We start from the raw sequence: 18,853 nt of genomic DNA, 5'->3' as shown, positions 1-18,853 counted from the left end.
CCGACCGGCCTGTGCTTCAGCCCGGCAACAGAGAGAGGGCCTGCATGTAACGCGGGCTCACCATCAGCTCATCCCATGGCAAGGCTGACGCCATTGGCAGCAGCGCCAGGCGGCGCTCCTCGCTGGCGACATGGGGTTGCCATTGCCCTTCCACCACCGCACGCGAGAGCGCATCGATCGCCTCGTCAATGGGCGCACCGCCGTCCACCACCGACTGGTTGCACAACAAGACCAGATCACAGCCCGCTTGCAGCGCAGCCAGAGCTGCCGTCGTGAAGTCCACGGCCTTGCCGTCGATCTGTCGCGCTGCGGCCATGCTCAGGTCGTCGCTGAAGATGGCGCCGGTGAAGCCCAGCCGGCGCCTCAAAACGTCTTGCAACCAGCGCGCCGAGAAGCCCGCTGGGCGCCGGTCTACCCGAGGGTAGATCACATGCGCCGGCATCACGGCCTGCAGGCTGGCGGACAACCAGCCGTAGGGCGCGGCATCCTCGGCCAGGATGGCACTCAGGCTGCGGCGATCGATGGGGATCGCGAGGTGCGAGTCGGCCTGCACAAAACCATGGCCAGGGAAATGCTTGCCGCAGTGGCCCATGCCGCTTTGCAGCAGCCCATGCATGACGCTTTGCGCCAGCAAGGCAACCATGCGCGGATCGCGCCCGAAAGAACGATCGCCGATCACCGAGCTTTCGCCGTAGTCCAGGTCCAGCACCGGCGCAAAGCTCAGGTCCACTCCGCAGGCACGCAGCTCGGCGCCGAGCACGTAGCCCACGGCGGTGGCAGCGTTCATGGCCTCCAGCGCCGAGGTGCCTTCGCGCTGGTCGGGGCGCAGCCACAATTTGCCCAGCGCGGCCATGGGTGGCAGGTGGGTGAAGTCATCGGTCCGAAAACGCTGCACCCGGCCGCCTTCGTGGTCCACAGCGATCAGCAGATCGGGTCGCACGGCCTTGATCTGGCGGCACAAGGTGGTGAGCTGGGCGCGGTCCTTCCAATTGCGGCCAAACAGGATGACGCCACCCACCAGCGGATGAGCCAGGCGCTGGCGGTCGACCGTGGTCAGTGCGTGGCCGGCGACGTCGATGACGAGGGGAGCGTGGGGATTCATGGGTGCGTGAAGGGGGAAAGGCTCAGTCTTGTTCGACGACGACGAAGCTGGCGGCGTAGTCGGTCTCGTCGGTCACGGTCACATGGGCGCGCAGGCCCTGGGCTTCGAACCAGCTCTTGAGTTCGCCGTGCAGCACGATGACTGGTTTGCCCGAAGGCAGGTTGGTGATTTCACAGCGCCGCCAGGTCATGGGCATGCGCATGCCCAGACCGATGGCTTTGGAGAAGGCTTCCTTGGCAGAGAAACGCGTGGCCAGGAATCGAAGCCCTCGCTGGGCATTGCGTTCGCTGCGTCGACGCCAGACAAGCATCTCGGCGTCGGACAGCACCTTGTGCACGAAGCGCTCGCCCTGACGCCCGAAGGTGGCTTCCAGACGGCGAATGTCGCAGATGTCGGTACCAATGCCGTAAATCATCTGGCGAAGGCTTCGGCAATGCAGCGGTTGTAGGCGGCAACGGTCGCGGCATAGCCCAACTCCAGCGCGTCCGAGATGAGCGCGTGGCCGATGGACACCTCGCTCACACCGGGTACGGTGCGCACGAAGGCGGCCAGGTTGTCGCGGTTGAGATCGTGTCCGGCGTTGACACCGAGACCAGCGTCCAGCGCTGCCTGCGCAGCGGCGCGAAAGCGTTCAAGCTGCGCACCGCGTTGCGCGGTGGACCATGCCGCTGCGTAAGGCTCGGTGTAGAGCTCCACGCGGTCGGCACCGACCGCTTTCGCACCGGCCATCTGGTCAGGATCGGCGTCCATGAACAGGCTCACGCGGGCACCCAGAGATTTCGCCTCGGCGATCAACGGGCGCAGGCGCTCGGCATCCGCCGGGAAGTTCCAGCCGTGGTCGCTGGTGAACTGGCCCTCGCTGTCGGGCACGAAGGTCACCTGGTTCGGTCGTACGACGCTCACAAAACCCATCAGGTTGTGAAAGGGGTTCCCCTCGATGTTGTATTCGCGATCCGGCCAGTCCTTGAGCAAGGCAGCCAGATCGTGCACATCGTGCGCACGGATGTGGCGCTCATCGGGGCGCGGATGCACCGTGATGCCGTGCGCGCCAGCTTGCAGGCACAGCGTGGCCGCGCGCGTGACCGAGGGAATGCCCAGATGGCGCGTGTTGCGCACCAGGGCCACCTTGTTGAGGTTCACCGACAAAGCGGTGGGGTGAAGCGGGGAGCTTGGAGCCACGGTCATGGAGCGGTCACGCTGGAGTTCGGATCGGAAGTGGGATCACCTTCCAGTTCGTTCGGCTGCGGCCGTCGGGTCATGGCCTGCACATCGAGCATCAACTGTCGGGTCTTGAACACACGCACACCGCAATGGTAGTGCAGCAAATTGCGCAGCGGCAGGCGAATGGCCTGCAGGCACGCCGCACAAGCTCGCAGTGTGGAAACGAAGGGCGCGGGCTCGTCCATGGCCCATTGCAGTTCCAGCCACTGTGCGCCCGTGAGCGCCTGATCGTCGTCGGGTTGCGCGGCACTGAGTCCATTTTCAGGAAGCAGCACGTAGCGGCGCTGCGGATCAAGCTCGACAAGAGTGCTGCCCTCCTGAGACAGATCGGGCAGCAAACCGACGTCGCGAAGCAGCAGCATCTCGAAGGCGCGCAAGATGACCTGCTGTGCGTCGCTTTTCTCAGCCAGCAACTGCACCGCGGTGGTGAAGTGATCGAACAAGCGCTCGTGGGCATCATCGCGCGCCAGCAGGCGCATGAGCAGTTCGTTGAGATAGCTGCCAGAGACCAGCGCCTCGCCCGTGGGCATCACGTGGCCGCCCTGCCACTGAGCGGCCTTGAGGGTGCGCACCTCGGCGTCACCCGTCCAGGAAACGTGCAGCGGCTGCAACGGCAGCAACACGGGGCGAAACTGGGAGCTGGGCCGCTTCACACCTTTGGCCACCAGAGCGATTCGACCGTGGTGACGGGTGAAGACTTCGAGCACAAGACTGGTTTCGCTCCAGTCGTAGCGATGGAGAACGAAAGCAGGCTCGTCGGTGAAGCGTTTCAGGGCCATGCGGCGTGGCCTCGTGCGTCCAAGGAACCGGCTTTACTCGTATCCGAACGACCGCACCCGCGCATCGTCGTCCGCCCACCCCGAACGCACTTTCACCCACAGTTCAAGGAACACCTTGCAATCCCAGAGCTTCTCCAGCTCCTGGCGGGCTTCGGTGCCGATGCGCTTGAGCTTCTCGCCACCCTCACCGATAACCATGCCCTTGTGCCCTTCACGTTCCACCACGATGGTGGCGGCAATCCGCTTGAGCGCGCCCTCTTCCTCGAACTTGTCGATCACCACGGTCGAGGTGTAGGGCAGTTCGTCGCCGGTCAGGCGGAACAGCTTCTCGCGCACCATCTCACTGGCCATGAAGCGCTCACTGCGGTCGGTCAGGTCATCCGGATCGTGCATCCAGGGCTGCTGCGGCAGGTACTTCTCGCAGATGGTGAACAGGCGCTGGATGTCCTTCACCGTCTTGGCCGACATGGGCACGAACTCGGCAAAGGGGTGGCGCTCCTGCATCGAGCGCAGCCACGGCGCCAGATCGGCGCGGCGGTGCACCAGATCGAACTTGTTGGCCAGCAGTACCACGGGCACGTTGGCCGGCAGCAGCGAAAGCACCTTGGCATCGGCGAGGTTGAAGTGCCCGGCCTCCACCACGAAGAGGATCAAATCCACATCGCTGACCGCACCCAACACGGTCTTGTTCAGCGCGCGGTTGAGAGCGTTGCCATGGCGGGTCTGGAATCCCGGTGTGTCCACAAAAACGAACTGCGTGGGACCCACCGTGCGCATGCCGGTGATGCGGTGCCGCGTGGTCTGAGCTTTGCGCGAGGTAATGCTGACCTTCTGACCCACCAAGGCGTTGAGCAGAGTGGATTTGCCGACATTGGGCTTGCCCACGATGGCCACGTAACCACAGCGTTGATCGGCGGGGTCTACCGGTTCCGGCACTTCTTCGGCAACCTGGTCTGCGCTGGGGGCAGCGGCGGAATCCTTGCCCAGTGCACGCGCCAGCATGGCATCGAGTTCGGGATTGGCAGGAGGTTGTGCAGGGGCAGCGGACATGTGTTCAGGAAGACTGGGCAGCGCGGGTGACCACGGGAACCTCGGATGCGGGGGCACTGGCCGGCGCCGACGCGGGAAGGAGGTGTTGCAGCATGGCGGCCGCAGCCGCCTGCTCGCCGGCGCGCCGGGATGCCCCGATGCCGCGCTCACAATGACCGGTTTCGGTCACGGTGCACTCCACGTCAAAGGTCTGCTGGTGCGCCTCGCCCAGCGTGGCGACCACGCGATAGACCGGCAGTTTCATTTTGCGCGCCTGCAGCCACTCCTGCAATTCGGTCTTGGGGTCCTTGCCCATGGCGCTCATCTGGGCATTGAGTTCGATGCCGCTGTAGAGCCGGTGCACCACCGCTGCGGCGGCTTCGAAGCCTGCGTCGAGATAGACCGCACCGATCACCGCTTCGAGGGCATCGGCCAGGATGGAGGGCCGTTTGTGGCCGCCCGAGCGCTTTTCGCCATCGCCCAGGCGCAGCCCCACTGAAATCCCGAGCCCGGTGGCGATCTGTGCCAGGGTGTCCTGTTTGACCAGGTTGGCGCGCACCCGGGAAAGATCGCCCTCAGGCAGTTGGTTGAGTTTCTCGAACAACAGGCCGGAGACGGCCAGACTGAGCACGGAATCGCCCAGGAATTCCAGGCGCTCGTTGTGATCGGCGGTAAAGCTGCGGTGGGTAAGCGCCCGCTCGAGCAGGCGCGGGTTGGCAAACTGGTGTTGCAGGCGCTTTTGCAGCGCCACAAGCTCCGGGTTCAAGGAGCGGGGCGCCCGCCAGGACGCTTCCAGTCCGCAGCAACGATCATTTGGACCGACCCTCGTACTTCATCACGAGGTTCGCCGGTCCCACGAGGTGGATCTCACGCACATAAGCGAAGGAAACCACCACCCGATCGCCCTCCTTGCCCACCGTCAAATCCTTGCCGGAAATGGTGCGGATGTCGTCAATCTGAGCCGACTTGTCGAAAGTGCTGCGCACCTCGGCCACCGTGGTGCCGGCGGCGGCCTTGTCCACCGCCTTCTGAACCGCCATGTACTCAATGTAGGTTGGCGCAACCTGGGCCAGAATGACGCCCGTGTAGGCCAGCAGCACACCCACGATGATCAGGCCGACGAAGGTCAGTCCCTGTTGTTGACGTTTCAATGCCATGACTTCATTCTCCTGAGGCTTGCTGTCACTCGAACGACCCGATGCGGCCGAGGTCACCAAAGTTCATCCAGACGAAAAAGGCCTTGCCTACGATATTCGCTTCGGGCACAAACCCCCAATACCGTGAGTCGAGTGAATTGTCCCGATTGTCGCCCATCATGAAATAGTGGCCGGCCGGAACCTTGCAGGCGACCCCCTCGACGCTGTAGCGGCACTGGTCAAGGAAGGGGAAATCGGTGGTCCGGTTGATGAACGCAGCCCGATCGTCGTCGTTGAGCGTGTTGTACTGGCGCTGCCCCAGCGTCTCACGGAACTGGCGCGAGTAACGCATGCTGTCGCTGTCGAAGAACTCGGGCTGGGCCGCGCGGGGCACGGGCTGGCCGTTCACAGTGAGCTGCTTGTTGATGTAGGCCACCTCGTCACCCGGCACACCGATCACCCGCTTGATGTAGTCCAGACTGGGCTGCGGTGGGTAGCGGAACACCATCACGTCGCCGCGCTGAGGCTCGTTGTTGGCCAGCAGTTTGGTGTTGAACACCGGGAGACGCACGCCGTAGTGGAATTTGTTGACCAGGATCAGATCGCCCACGCGCAGCGTGGGAATCATGGAGCCCGAGGGAATCTTGAAGGGCTCGAACAGGAAGGAACGCAGCACGAAAACCGCCAGGATCACCGGAAACAGGCCCGCCGTCCAGTCCAGCCACCAGGGTTGCATCAGGAGCTTTTGACGGGCGCCCTCCACGTCGCCTTCAATCTGGCTGAAGCCTTGCTTGAGAAGGGCCTCCTTGCGTGCGTTGTGCTCGTCCTGCAACTGTTTCGCGGCGCGGCGGCGCTGCGGCAGGAAGATGGTCCGCTCTGCAAGCCAGTACACGCCCGTCACCACGGTGGCCATCATCAGCAGCACCGCGAAGTTGCCCTCGACCACGCCGGAATACCAGGCCACTGCATAAGCGCCAAACGCCGCCAGGATCACCGCGGTGATCGTTCCCATGAGCGCCTGCATCAGTCCTGCACCTGCAAAATGGCGAGAAAAGCCTCCTGGGGAACCTCCACCGAGCCAATCTGTTTCATGCGCTTCTTGCCTGCTTTCTGTTTTTCAAGGAGTTTGCGTTTTCGCGTGATGTCCCCACCGTAGCATTTTGCCAGCACGTTCTTGCGCAGCGCCTTGATGGTTTCCCGCGCGATCACGTTGCCGCCAATGGCCGCCTGGATCGCCACGTCGAACATCTGCCGGCTGATGATCTCACGCATCTTGGCGGCCACCGCCCGACCCCGGTACTGGGACTGCGTGCGGTGCACGATGATGGACAGCGCGTCCACCTTTTCTCCGTTGAGCAGGATGTCCACCTTGACGACGTCGGATGCCCGGTATTCCTTGAACTCGTAGTCCATGGAGGCATAACCCCTGCTGACCGATTTGAGCTTGTCAAAGAAGTCCAGCACGATTTCACCCAGCGGCATGTCGTAGGTCAGCATGACCTGCTTGCCGTGGTATGCCATGTTGAGCTGCACGCCGCGCTTCTGGTTCGCCAGCGTCATGACCGCGCCCACATACTCTTGTGGCATGTACAGATGCACCGTCACGATGGGTTCGCGGATCTCTTCGATCCGGCCCTGATCAGGCATCTTGGAAGGGTTCTCGACCATGATGACCTCCCCATCGGGCTTGACCACTTGGTAAACCACGCTCGGCGCGGTGGTGATCAGATCCTGGTCGAACTCACGTTCCAGGCGTTCCTGCACGATCTCCATGTGCAGCAACCCCAGGAAGCCGCATCGAAAGCCGAAGCCCAGCGCCTGCGACACCTCAGGCTCGTAGTGCAACGACGCGTCGTTGAGCTTGAGTTTTTCCAACGCGTCGCGCAGTGCGTCGTACTGGTTGGCCTCGGTCGGGTACAGGCCGGCGAACACCTGCGGCTGCACCTCCTTGAACCCGGGCAAGGCCTCGGTAGCAGGACCAGCGTTGTTGGGCAGCTTTTTCTCCAACGTGATGGTGTCACCGACCTTGGCCGCCTGGAGCTCCTTGATGCCGGCGATGATGTAACCCACCTCGCCCGCATTCAGCGCTTCCCGCGGTTCGTTGGACGGTGTGAACACACCCAGGCTGTCGGCGTTGTAGACAGTGTTGGTGGCCATCATCTTGAAACGTTCACCCTTCAGCAGCCGCCCGTCAACCACGCGCACCAGCATGACCACGCCCACATAGGCGTCGTACCAGCTGTCCACGATCATGGCGCGCAACGGGGCATCGGGCTTGCCCTTCGGAGCCGGGATGCGGGCCACCACGGCTTCCAGGATGTCCTCGACCCCCATGCCGGTCTTGGCCGAACACGGGATCGCCTCGCTCGCATCGATGCCGATCACATCCTCGATTTCGCTCTTGGCATTGTCAGGATCGGCGTTCGGCAGATCCATCTTGTTGAGCACGGGAACCACCTCCACGCCCAGGTCGAGCGCGGTGTAGCAGTTGGCCACGGTCTGGGCTTCGACGCCCTGACTGGCATCCACCACCAGCAGCGCGCCTTCGCAAGCCGAGAGCGAGCGCGAGACTTCGTAGGAGAAATCGACATGACCGGGCGTGTCGATCAGGTTGAGGTTGTAGACCTGCCCATCGCGCGCTTTGTATTTGAGCGCAGCGGTCTGCGCCTTGATGGTGATGCCACGTTCCTTCTCGATGTCCATTGAATCAAGAACCTGCTCGCTCATCTCTCGATCGGACAGGCCACCACATAAGGAAATGATGCGATCGGCCAACGTCGACTTGCCATGATCGATGTGGGCGATGATCGAGAAATTGCGGATGTGATTCATCAGGAAAAACGGCTCGGACACGAGAGAAACCGCGGGCTCCAACAGGAACAAGCGGCCATAAAAAACGGGCGCGTCAGCTGCTGACGCGCCCGTAACCAACAATCAATGGCAACTGCGATAGTTGGGGTTTCATTGTAGGCAAAAAGCCCGAAAAGCAAACCACCAAACCAGCGCCAAAGCCTTGTTGCAGCGCAGCAACAGACAAGTTATGCACAGATAATCCACAAGAAAATAGAGCATCTTGTGAGGCGGCTGTGGATGACCTGGGGGCTTCCTGTGACACTCCCACATCGTGAATCGAAGGAGCACATGGGCACAGGAATCTGTTCAGAACGAACGCCATTTTAGCGAAATCGGTCAAGAGCTGATCCAGGTTTGTTAGCAGTCACCAACATCTATTTTCCTGAAAGGGTCACGGGGTCAGGAAAACCCCGTGTGGCAAAACGACCAACGCTGAAAAAAACCCCCAAAACCCAATCGGGCCCGGGGGTTATTGGTACAAGCCGGGAACAGGTGTTCAGCGCTGCGGGCGGATCACTGCGTACTGCGCCCACTCGCCTCGTCGGAAGAGAACGTTGATGGGCTTGGTCTTGTCGGCCTTGCTCAAGGCGGCCTCCAGCTCCTTGACCGTGCCGGTCTCGGTGTTGGCAATGGCCACGATCACGTCGCCCTCGCGCAAACCGGCACGGGCCGCTGAACCCTCGGCCGACGCGACGCGAACACCACCTTTCAGGTTGAGTTCTTTCTTCTCCGCGGCGGTGAGATCGGCGAGGCTCAGGCCAATGGCCTGCAGCGCGTTGCTGGACTGCGGCTTGCTGGGCTCGGGGGCTGAGGCGCGAACTTCCGGCTTTTCGGGTTCAAGTTCGGCTACGGTGATGGAGAGTTCGCGCTGGCTGCCCCGGCGAAACACCGTCATGGCACTTTTGTTTCCCGGCTTGGTGTTGCCCACGAAACGCGGAAGATCAACCGACTTGTCGATCTCCTTGCCGTCAAACTTCAGGATGATGTCGCCGGGCTCCACCCCTGCCTTGGCAGCAGGCGAGTTGGGCTCCACCCCACGCACCAGGGCACCCTTGGGTTGGCCCAGCCCGATCGACTCTGCCACGTCTTTGCTCACCTGATCGATCTGAACGCCGATGCGCCCGCGTGTCACTCGACCGGTGGCCTTGAGCTGGTCGGAAACACGCACCGCTTCATCGATCGGGATGGCGAACGAAATGCCCTGAAATCCGCCGGAACGCGAGTAGATCTGGCTGTTGATACCAACCACTTCGCCGCGCATGTTGATCAGCGGTCCGCCCGAGTTGCCGGGGTTGATTGCAACGTCGGTCTGGATGAAAGGCAGGAAGTCACCGGTGTCGCGTTGCTTGGCGCTGACGATGCCGGCGGTCACGGTGTTCTCCAGGCCAAAGGGCGAACCAATGGCCATCACCCATTCGCCCACGCGCAGGCGGTTCACGTCGCCGATCTTCACGGCGGTCAACCCCGTCGTTTCGATGCGGACCACGGCCACGTCCGTGCGCTTGTCTGCCCCGACGATCCTGGCCTTGAACTCGCGCTTATCAGGGAGCGTGACGATGACTTCATCGGCGCCATCGACCACGTGCGCATTGGTCATGATCAGGCCATCGGCGCTAAGGATGAAGCCCGAACCCACACCGCGCGGCTGCGCTTCTTCCGAAGGGCCACCCCGATCAGGACGCGGGGTGCGTGGCGTCATGCCGGGTGGAATCGGTATGCCGAAGCGGCGGAAAAACTCCAGCATCTGTTCATCGGGGCCGCTTCCGGAACCGCTGTTGGCGCTGGCGCGCTCCAGGGTACGGATGTTGACCACTGAAGGCCCCACCTGATCAACGAGGTCGGTGAAGTCAGGGAGGCCACGAACGCTGCCGGCCGGGGGAACGGTAGGCACCACGGCAGCCTGCGCTGCTGCAGGCGCGGGTGCCAGCAGGAACGTAGCACCACCGACGGCCAACACGGCACTCGCAAACAAAGACAACACCGAAGGGTGAGAGGCAAAACGCGTCATGTTGGTCCTTTGATGCTCAAACGCTGAATGAATGGGACGATGCCGGAACACAGGAATTCACTCACATGGTGGCGCAGGCCTGCCCTGCAAGAGGGACGATCCGATCAGCGGGTTCGCTCCAGCGCCAAGGCAAAGCGGCGCAAAGTCTGCTCGGGCACTTCGCCGAGCACCGTGAGCCAGTGCTCGCCCACCCGTCGGTTGACGGAATGGGTCGCACCCACCACCGCCGAGGATTCCTGAACGTGTCGTTGCGGATCAAAGGGTTCGACGAACAACGAAACCGAAGCAAGCCCGTCGGAGAAAACCCATTGCATCGGTGCCATGCCCGGCGCCTGAGGTGTTCCGCTGTCACGGGTGTGGCAACTCATGGCGGTGAAGCCTGGCACCGGCTCCTTGAGGCGCCAGCCCTCTGCCTCGGCTGTGGTCTTTTTCAAAGCGGGCTTGTGCACCTCGTACCCGCGCGTGTCCTTCATGAGCTTCTTGAGCTTTTCCATGCTGACCGGTGCATCCAGCTGCAACTCGGAAAAGGCCATCTGCTCGAGCACGCCACCCTGCTGTCCCAAGGTCTGAAGCTTGACCACCAGGCCAGACTGCTGCTCGGACCAGATGCGGTACCCGAAGCGCAACTCATCGCGCGGAAGAATCTCGACCATGTCGGCCAGATGCCCAGCAACACGCTGAACACCGACCTCGCGCGCCTGATAAAACTGTGGAATCAGGTTGTTGGGCGTGCGCAGCAACTCCGGAAACATGCCCAGCGAATCCCGTTTTTCCACGAAAGCGGTCTTCGTCTCCGGCATGAAGGTGATCACGTCGTTGTTGCGACGGATGGTGGTTCGCGGCGTGCCGGTGAGCGTGTCGACGCGCTCCATCTGCTGGTTGCCATCGCACACATGCCATATCTTGGAGGCCGACATGGACGAGCCGGCGGAAACCACCAGCGTGCCGACATAGGCACGCTGGCGGGAGCTTTCGTGCATGCGGTTAAGCCACTCATTGACGCTGCGCGTTCCCGCCTGCCCCGCTGTGGGGCTCTGGGCATGCGCCGGAACAGCGAGACCGGAAGTCAGAACCAGCAGCGCCACCGCACCCCAGCGCCGGATGCCAGGCCACGCTGCCTCATTCGGTGCGAGATGCAAAGAAGCCTCAAGAGGATCCACAGGCAAGGGCAAAGCAGACGTCATGGCAGTTCAGCGGCCGGAGGCGTCGTAAGTGGCACCACGGATGAAACCGGTAGGCATCTGCAGCGCGGACATGCCACCATGCTGTCGGTGTTCAGCCAGCAACTCTTCGAGCCTGGCATCACGAATCACGACACCTTGGCCCGTGTTCACCACCACCTCAGTGGATGGTGAGGAAGGTGCCACGCTGGCGACCGGTACGACTACCGGGGGGCTGGCAGGGGCTGGGGCGATGCTCGCCAGCTGCGGACCCGAAGCGCCACCCGCGTCCCGAGGCGCGCCACCGATCAGATTCCAGCTCACCGCCATGACCGCAGCCACCGAGGCCACACCGGCCACCATCTTCCATCGAAAGACTGCATCATTGGCCGCCACAACAGGCGCTGAATCGATGCGGGTCACCACCGGCTGCACAGGCGGGAGGGCACCTTCGGCTTTGAGACGTTCACGAACACCCGCGAGGAAGTCGCCAGGGGCTTGCGCGCTCACCACCCTCCCCGAGCTGCGCAGCACATCGCCGATCACCTGATAGGCATGCCAGCTTCCCATGCTCTGCGGGTCGGATTCGATCTCCGCGAACAAACCGCTCAAAGCGGCGACCTCGAGCTCACCATCGGCCAGCGCGGACAGCGACTCCTGTGGGTTCGAAGGATACGGATTCATATCTGCGGCATTCATGATGAACATCCCAATTTCACGAGGCAAAAGGCGTTGCCCTACCAGCGTTTTCCTGTCTGACGCTCCAGCATCGGCTTGATGCGCCCCGAGATCGCCTCGCGGGCCCTGAAAATCCGGGAACGCACCGTTCCAATCGGGCAATCCAGCGCCGTGGCGATTTCTTCATAGCTCATGCCCTCGATCTCTCGCAGGGTGATCGCCATGCGCAACTCTTCGGGCAGCGCTTCCATGGCGGCATTGACCGCCTGGGCGATTTCCTTGCTGGCCAACACCGCCTCGGGCGTCTCGGTGTCGGCCACTCCCGAATTTAGTTCGCGTTCCGGGGCGGAAGTTTCATCATCATCCGCCGATTTCATCTGCGACTGGAAGATCAGCGGGTCGCGCTTGAGTTCCATGAGTTGTTTCTTGGCCGTATTGACTGCAATGCGGTAGAGCCAGGTGTAGAACTGCGCGTCGCCCCTGAACTGCGCTAGGGCCCGGTAAGCCCGGATAAAGGTCTCCTGGGCAATATCCTGGACGAGATCGCTGTCGCGCACCATGCGTCCGATCAGGCGTTCGACGCGGCGCTGGTACTTGATCACCAGCATCTCGAAAGCTTTCTGCTCGCCGGCCAGCGTTCGCTGCACCAGCATGACATCGCTGTCCGGCGGAGGGGGAGCAGTGTGGTCTTCGAGTGTCATGCGCGCGAAAATATAACCCAAGCGCTTCGCGCCATCGGGCGTGCGGGAGATCCATTCAAGCGTTGGGCGAATGGAGCGCTCGACGCAGGTCGTTCCAGCGCGCCGGATCGCGCCATCGCTCCACCCAGATCCAGCACCTGCGGCGCCGCGCGCCAGGCAGGCTCAGCAACGCCAGCATCTGCAGGTCTACCGCGAGCTCGATGCCACTCAAGCGCACCGCCTCCCCACCTTCCTGATCGTGCCAACGCCAGGCGCCCTGGCCATCTGCGGGAGTCAGGGACACTGCGGGCGCGTGTGCATCCCATTCCAGCCGCCCTTGGGGCGAGCGGCGCCAGCTTCGTATCGCCCACAAGCCCCAAACCAACCAGAACCCCGCTCCGATCCAGCCGGCCCACCGCCGGACCCCGAAGGCGTCGTTCACCGCTGCATGCCACGAAAACAACAATACAAGCGCTGCCAGAGCCAGCAGCAACAGCAGGGCGGCGAAAAAGCGGCAACGCCCCACCGGGTAGATCACCGATGGGGCGTTGTGCATGCAGGAAGGAAAAGATAGGCGCGATCGTTGGGTTCAGGCGCGCCGGAAAACCAACGTGCCGTTCGTGCCACCGAAGCCAAAATTGTTCTTCACGGCCACATCGATCTTCATGTCGCGTGCGGTGTTCGCGCAGTAGTCCAGGTCGCATTCCGGATCCTGGTTGAAGATGTTGATGGTGGGCGGGCTTTTCTGGTGGTGCAACGCCAGCACCGTGAACACACTTTCGATGCCACCCGCGCCACCAAGAAGGTGACCCGTCATGGATTTGGTGGAGTTGACAACGACCTTGCTGGCATGGTCTCCCAGAGCGGCCTTGATCGCATTGCTCTCATTCACATCGCCCAACGGGGTGGATGTACCGTGAGCGTTGAGGTAGTTGACTTCGTCTGCGTTGATGCCCGCATTGCGCAAAGCGCTGACCATGGCACGGCGTGGGCCGTCCATGTTGGGTGCGGTCATGTGACCAGCATCGGCGCTCATGCCATAGCCACTGAGTTCGGCGTAGATGCGCGCACCGCGAGCACGCGCATGCTCGTACTCTTCCAAGACCATCACGCCAGCGCCTTCGCCCAGCACGAAGCCGTCGCGGTCGCGGTCCCAGGGGCGGGAAGCGGTGGTGGGATCGTCGTTGCGGGTGGACAGCGCACGCATGGAAGCGAAGCCCCCCACGCCCAACGGCGAGACCGTGGCCTCCGAACCGCCCGCCACGATCACGTCGGCATCGCCGTACTCGATCTTGCGGGCCGCTTCGCCGATGCAGTGCAGGCCGGTGGTGCATGCCGTGACCACCGCCAGGTTGGGGCCTTTGAACCCGAACCGGATCGAGACATGGCCCGCAATCATGTTGATGATGGAGGCGGGCACGAAGAACGGTGAAATCCGGCGCGGACCCCGGTTCATGAGCTCGGTGTGCGTCTCTTCAATCTGCGGCAAACCGCCGATGCCCGAGCCAATGATGCAACCAATGCGGGTGGCGAGTTCATCGTCCAGCGCTTCACCCACGGGCAGGCCCGAGTCGACAACGGCCTGCTGCGCAGCGGCGATGCCGTAGTGAATGAAGGTGTCCATCGACCGCGCTTCCTTGGCGCCAATGTACGAGCCCAGATCAAAATTCTTGACCTCTCCCGCAATGCGGCAGGCAAAGTTCGTAGCGTCGAATTTGGTGATGAGGCTGATGCCCGAATTACCTGCCAGCAGGTTGGTCCAGGCTTCCTCCACGGTGTTTCCGACCGGGCTGATACATCCCAGACCGGTGACAACCACGCGACGACGACTCATTCTTGATCCTCAGGACAGTGCGTTGAAAGTCCAACGCGTCGACCCCGGAGCGCCTGGAGACCCCAAGGCAACCCGGCGGTCATGCGTGCGCCATCAGGCCTTCTGATGGGCCATCGCGTAATCGATAGCGTTCTGAACGGTGGTGATCTTCTCGGCGTCTTCGTCCGGAATCTCGATGCCGAATTCGTCTTCCAGGGCCATCACGAGTTCAACCGTGTCCAGCGAGTCCGCACCCAGGTCGGCCACAAAGGCTTTCTCGTTGGTGACCTGCCCCTCTTCCACGCCGAGTTGCTCGGCAATGATTTTCTTAACACGTGCTTCGATATCGCTCATAAGTCCCTCTGAGGGTGGTTGAAATACAAGGCCGTCATTTTAGCCATCCCGGGGAAGTCTCCCCAGATGGCCCGCCGGGCGGCTCACGCGGCGCAGGAATGCTGTGTGCCCTGCGGGCTCACGCCATGAACATGCCACCGTTGACGTGCAGTTCCTGACCCGTGACGTAAGACGCCTGCGGGCTGGCCAGATAAGCCACCGCGTGCGCGATGTCGGCAGGTTTTCCCAGGTGGCCAAGAGGAATCTGACCCAGCAGCGCCTTTTGCTGTTCTTCAGGCAATGCGGCGGTCATGTCGGTCTCGATGAAACCGGGGGCCACGCAGTTCACTGTGATGTTGCGGCTGCCCAGTTCGCGGGCCAGAGCACGCGTCATGCCCGCCACGCCGGCCTTGGCAGCCGCATAGTTGGCCTGACCAGCATTGCCTGAGGCCCCCACCACGCTGGTGATGCTGATGATGCGGCCATAGCGCTGCTTCATCATGGGGCGGATCACGGCGCGGCTCATACGGAACACCGCCTTGAGGTTGGTATCAAGCACCGCATCCCAATCATCGTCTTTCAGGCGCATGGCCAGCATGTCACGGGTGATGCCGGCATTGTTCACCAGCACTTGCAGACCGCCATGGGTCTTGACGACTTCGTCGATCAGCGCGTCGGCCGCCACCGCGTCGTTGACATCCAGTTTCGCACCTCGGCAACCACTGGAGACCCCGGGCAACGCAGAAAGCGTCGCGCCAATGCGGGCAGCACCCTCTTCGCTGGTGGCGGTGCCGATCACGATCAGGCCTCGCAACGCCAGTTCGTGTGCGATGGCGGCTCCAATGCCGCGAGAGGCGCCAGTAACCAGGGCCACCTGGCCGGTGAATTTGTTGTCGGACATGGATTCTCCAGTATCAGGCCAGCAGGGCCTTGACCTCTGCCAACGTGACAGGGTCGAACAGGGCAGCACTGTTCAGTTCGGGGTCCACGCGCTTGACCATGGCGGCCAGCACCTTGCGAGGCCCACATTCGACCACGGTATCAACCCCACGGGCCTTGATGGCGTGAATGCACTCGACCCAACGCACCGGACCGAAGGCCTGACGGTACAGGGCGTCGCGGATGCGATCGGGATTGGTTTCCACTGCCACGTCGATGTTGTTGATGACGGCAATCTGCGGTGGCAAGATGGCCGTTGCAGCGAGCTTTTCCTTCAGCTTCTCGGCGGCGGGTTTCATCAGGCTGGAATGAAATGGCGCGGAAACCGGCAGGGGAAGTGTGCGCTTGGCCCCCAGCGCCTTGAGCACCTCGCAGGCCTTGTCGACCGCTGCCTTGCTGCCCGCGATCACGGTCTGAACGGGGTCGTTGTAATTCACGGCTTCCACCACCTCCAGGCTGCCAGCGCCAAAGCTGGCCTGTGCTTCTGCACAGCCGGCCTCCACACTGGCCGCGCTCAATCCGAGAACTGCGGCCATGGCACCAGCACCTGAAGGCACGGCGTCCTGCATGGCCTGCGCACGAAAGCGCACCAGGGGAGCGGCTTGTGCCAGCGTCAGCGAGCCAGCGGCCACAAGTGCCGAGTACTCTCCAAGCGAATGGCCTGCAACGGCCGCCGGAGGCTGGCCTCCTTCTGCGCACCAGACGCGCCAGGCGGCAACGCCGGCCACCAGCATCACCGGCTGGGTATTGACGGTCAGGGCCAACAACTCGGCCGGGCCTTCATGAATGAGCTTGCCCAGATCTTCTCCCATGGCATCAGACGCCTCTTTCAGGGTCTCACGCACGGCGGGGTGGTCGGCCCAGGCGTCGAGCATGCCCACCGCCTGGGAGCCCTGCCCGGGAAACACGAATGCAAAATTCTTCTTCATGGGATCTTCTTTTCAGATGAAGGATGGAAGCGATGCTGGCTCAGAAATCCAGCAGCACCGAGCCCCAGGTGAACCCGCCGCCCACACCTTCGAGCATGAGCGTGTCGCCCTTCTTGATCTGACCCTGGCGCATCGCATGGTCCAGCGCCAGTGGAATCGAAGCGGCCGAAGTGTTGCCGTGCTGATCCACCGTGACGACCACTCTGTCCATGGGGAGCTTGAGCTTGCGCGCCGTGCTCTGCATGATGCGGATGTTGGCTTGGTGCGGAATCAGCCAGTCGATGTCGGCAGTGGTGCGACCGGCCTTGTCCAGCACGGTGCGCGCGGTGTCCTCGAGCACGCCCACCGCCAGCTTGAAGACCGCCTGCCCGTCCATCTTCAGCAACGGGTCACCCAGAATCTGCCCGCCCGAGACGTGACCCGGCACACAAAGAATGCCCGTGTGCTTGCCGTCGGCGTGGATATCGGTGGCCAGGATGCCTGGCGTCTCCGAAGCCTGTAGCACGACGGCACCCGCGCCGTCCCCGAACAGCACGCAAGTGGTGCGATCGTTGAAGTCCAGCAGCCGGCTGAACACCTCGGAGCCCACCACCAGCGCATTCCGGACGCCACCCGCGCGGATCATGGCGTCAGCAACGGTCAGCGCATAGATGAACCCGCTGCACACCGCTTGCACATCGAACGCAGGGCACCCGGCCACGCCCAGTTTGTGCTGGAGGATCGCCGCCGTGGAGGGGAACACCATGTCGGGAGTGGAAGTGGCCACGATGATCAGGTCGATCTCGCTGGCGTTCAGGGCGGAAGCCTCCAGTGCCTGGAGACACGCCTGCACAGCCAGGTCGCTGGCGTAGACACCATCAGCCGCGAAATGGCGCGCCCGAATGCCTGTGCGCTCCACAATCCAGTCGTCGCTGGTTTCGACGCCGCGTGCGGCCAGCATCGACACCATATCGGCATTGCTCAGTCGCCGGGGAGGCAGGCAACTGCCAGTGCCTGTGATGCGGGCGTAACGTGTCATGCGGGGAAAATCGAGAAATTCAAAGGGTCGGGATGCTCTTGAGCTCGCTGGGCAGAGACTCCGGCGAGATCAACGGCCTGGCGTGGGCGATGCGGTCCCGTACGTTGTCCAGCAGGTGGTTGTGGGCTGCATCATAAGCCCGGCTCAGCGCCATCTCGAAGGCAAAGGCGTCGGCCGAGCCATGGCTCTTGAAGACAAGCCCTTGCAGTCCGAGCAGGGCTGCGCCGTTGTACCGACGATGATCAACGCGATTTTTAAACGACATGAGAACCGGATAAGCGATGATGGCAGCCATTTTCCGGAAGATACTGCGTGAAAACTCTTCGCGGATGAAGCCGCTGATCATTGAAGCCAGGCCTTCGCTGGCCTTGAGGGCCACATTGCCGACAAAACCATCGCACACCACGATGTCGGTTGTGCCCTTGAAGATGTCGTCGCCTTCGATATTTCCAAAAAAATTGAGATCGCCGGTGTTGGAAGCATTTCGAAGCAAAACACCCGCTTTTTTGATCACTTCACTGCCTTTGATGACTTCTTCGCCCACGTTGAGCAGGCCGACGCTGGGCTCTTTGCGTCCGGTAGCCGCTGCGACCAGGGCCGAGCCCATCACCGCGAACTGCAGCAAGTGTTCTGCGGAGCAATCCACGTTGGCCCCGAGATCCAGCACCGTGGTGGCCCCCCCCCGGGCGTTGGGCATCTGGGTAGCGATCGCAGGGCGGTCGATGCCATCCAGGGTCTTGAGCACGTAACGGGCAATCGCCATCAGGGCTCCGGTGTTGCCGGCGGACACCACCGCCTGGGCAGCGCCTTCTTTCACCTGATTGATCGCGACGCGCATGGAGGAGTCCTTCTTGCGTCGCAAGGCCACCTCCACCGGGTCGTCCATGCTCACCACTTCGGTGGCCGGCACCACTCGGCAACGCACGTTGTTGAGCACCTGGGGCCAGGCTCGGAAGACCTCGGGCTTGCCCACCAGCAGCAGCTGGGCCTGCGGGTGGCTGGCCAGAAAGGTGCTGCAGGCCGGCAAGGTCACTGCCGGGCCGACGTCCCCTCCCATGCAATCCACGGCGATGGTGATCATGAAGACATCCTGGAAGCGTAAAAAAAGCCCGCATGCGACATGCGGGCTCTTGCCTCAATCGCCAACTGGCCCCCGATCGCGATGTCGCGGCGAG

20 protein-coding genes are annotated in these 18,853 nt (G+C 62.5%); all 20 read right to left on the bottom strand.

Going from position 1 to position 18,853, the window contains the following annotated elements:
* Positions 1-16: 16 nt before the first annotated feature.
* A complete protein-coding gene (gene nagZ, locus ACTIF6_RS14000; RefSeq protein WP_439588525.1) occupies positions 17-1,102 on the bottom strand; it encodes a beta-N-acetylhexosaminidase in 1,086 nt (361 codons plus the stop codon).
* Between the two features lie 22 nt (positions 1,103-1,124).
* Entirely contained in the window at positions 1,125-1,517 is a 393-nt protein-coding gene (gene acpS / locus ACTIF6_RS13995) for a holo-ACP synthase (RefSeq protein ID WP_439588524.1), read from the bottom strand.
* Complete coding sequence (locus ACTIF6_RS13990) at positions 1,514-2,287, bottom strand: pyridoxine 5'-phosphate synthase (RefSeq protein ID WP_439588523.1); 774 nt, start codon at positions 2,285-2,287, stop codon at positions 1,514-1,516. The genes acpS and ACTIF6_RS13990 overlap by 4 nt, the downstream gene beginning before the upstream one ends.
* Complete coding sequence (recO, locus tag ACTIF6_RS13985; protein WP_439588522.1) at positions 2,284-3,102, bottom strand: DNA repair protein RecO; 819 nt, start codon at positions 3,100-3,102, stop codon at positions 2,284-2,286. Before recO ends, ACTIF6_RS13990 begins: the two co-directional genes overlap by 4 nt.
* A 33-nt stretch (positions 3,103-3,135) precedes the next feature.
* Positions 3,136-4,152, bottom strand: coding sequence for a GTPase Era (gene era, locus ACTIF6_RS13980; protein ID WP_439588521.1), 1,017 nt, complete (start codon positions 4,150-4,152; stop codon positions 3,136-3,138).
* Positions 4,153-4,156: 4 nt separating this feature from the next.
* Positions 4,157-4,897 (bottom strand): ribonuclease III, encoded by a 741-nt coding sequence (gene rnc, locus ACTIF6_RS13975; RefSeq protein WP_439588520.1) that lies wholly within the window; start codon positions 4,895-4,897, stop codon positions 4,157-4,159.
* Positions 4,898-4,940: 43 nt separating this feature from the next.
* Positions 4,941-5,288: a DUF4845 domain-containing protein gene (locus tag ACTIF6_RS13970; RefSeq protein ID WP_439588519.1), complete on the bottom strand. Its 348-nt coding sequence runs from the start codon at positions 5,286-5,288 to the stop codon at positions 4,941-4,943.
* Between the two features lie 25 nt (positions 5,289-5,313).
* The gene (gene lepB / locus ACTIF6_RS13965) at positions 5,314-6,291 is read right to left on the bottom strand and encodes a signal peptidase I (RefSeq protein ID WP_439588518.1); all 978 of its coding nucleotides are present in this window, start codon (positions 6,289-6,291) and stop codon (positions 5,314-5,316) included.
* The gene (gene lepA / locus ACTIF6_RS13960; RefSeq protein ID WP_439588517.1) at positions 6,291-8,099 is read right to left on the bottom strand and encodes a translation elongation factor 4; all 1,809 of its coding nucleotides are present in this window, start codon (positions 8,097-8,099) and stop codon (positions 6,291-6,293) included. The genes lepB and lepA overlap by 1 nt, the downstream gene beginning before the upstream one ends.
* A 517-nt stretch (positions 8,100-8,616) precedes the next feature.
* On the bottom strand, positions 8,617-10,128 hold the full coding sequence (locus ACTIF6_RS13955) for a DegQ family serine endoprotease (protein WP_439588516.1): 1,512 nt from the start codon (positions 10,126-10,128) through the stop codon (positions 8,617-8,619).
* A 104-nt stretch (positions 10,129-10,232) separates the two neighbouring features.
* Positions 10,233-11,213: a MucB/RseB C-terminal domain-containing protein gene (locus ACTIF6_RS13950; protein WP_439588561.1), complete on the bottom strand. Its 981-nt coding sequence runs from the start codon at positions 11,211-11,213 to the stop codon at positions 10,233-10,235.
* A 105-nt stretch (positions 11,214-11,318) separates the two neighbouring features.
* Positions 11,319-11,987 (bottom strand): sigma-E factor negative regulatory protein, encoded by a 669-nt coding sequence (locus ACTIF6_RS13945; RefSeq protein ID WP_439588515.1) that lies wholly within the window; start codon positions 11,985-11,987, stop codon positions 11,319-11,321.
* Positions 11,988-12,025: 38 nt separating this feature from the next.
* The gene (gene rpoE / locus ACTIF6_RS13940; RefSeq protein ID WP_439588514.1) at positions 12,026-12,667 is read right to left on the bottom strand and encodes an RNA polymerase sigma factor RpoE; all 642 of its coding nucleotides are present in this window, start codon (positions 12,665-12,667) and stop codon (positions 12,026-12,028) included.
* Positions 12,668-12,722: 55 nt separating this feature from the next.
* The gene (locus tag ACTIF6_RS13935) at positions 12,723-13,202 is read right to left on the bottom strand and encodes a hypothetical protein (protein WP_439588513.1); all 480 of its coding nucleotides are present in this window, start codon (positions 13,200-13,202) and stop codon (positions 12,723-12,725) included.
* Positions 13,203-13,235: 33 nt separating this feature from the next.
* Positions 13,236-14,480, bottom strand: coding sequence for a beta-ketoacyl-ACP synthase II (gene fabF / locus ACTIF6_RS13930; RefSeq protein ID WP_439588512.1), 1,245 nt, complete (start codon positions 14,478-14,480; stop codon positions 13,236-13,238).
* Between the two features lie 93 nt (positions 14,481-14,573).
* Positions 14,574-14,813, bottom strand: coding sequence for an acyl carrier protein (gene acpP / locus ACTIF6_RS13925; protein ID WP_068173947.1), 240 nt, complete (start codon positions 14,811-14,813; stop codon positions 14,574-14,576).
* 118 nt (positions 14,814-14,931) lie between these two features.
* Positions 14,932-15,693, bottom strand: a complete 762-nt coding sequence (fabG, locus tag ACTIF6_RS13920) for a 3-oxoacyl-ACP reductase FabG (protein WP_439588511.1) — start codon at positions 15,691-15,693, stop codon at positions 14,932-14,934.
* A 13-nt stretch (positions 15,694-15,706) separates the two neighbouring features.
* A complete protein-coding gene (gene fabD / locus ACTIF6_RS13915; RefSeq protein WP_439588510.1) occupies positions 15,707-16,660 on the bottom strand; it encodes an ACP S-malonyltransferase in 954 nt (317 codons plus the stop codon).
* A gap of 40 nt (positions 16,661-16,700) precedes the next feature.
* Positions 16,701-17,678: a beta-ketoacyl-ACP synthase III gene (locus ACTIF6_RS13910; RefSeq protein ID WP_439588509.1), complete on the bottom strand. Its 978-nt coding sequence runs from the start codon at positions 17,676-17,678 to the stop codon at positions 16,701-16,703.
* A gap of 19 nt (positions 17,679-17,697) precedes the next feature.
* Positions 17,698-18,759, bottom strand: coding sequence for a phosphate acyltransferase PlsX (plsX, locus tag ACTIF6_RS13905; RefSeq protein WP_439588508.1), 1,062 nt, complete (start codon positions 18,757-18,759; stop codon positions 17,698-17,700).
* Positions 18,760-18,853: the final 94 nt, after the last annotated feature.

It is taken from the genome of Hydrogenophaga sp. (assembly GCF_051860785.1).
GTDB lineage: Bacteria > Pseudomonadota > Gammaproteobacteria > Burkholderiales > Burkholderiaceae_C > Hydrogenophaga.
The sequence above is the reverse complement of the archived record's forward strand: the minus strand, read 5'-3'. Positions and strand labels throughout refer to the sequence as shown.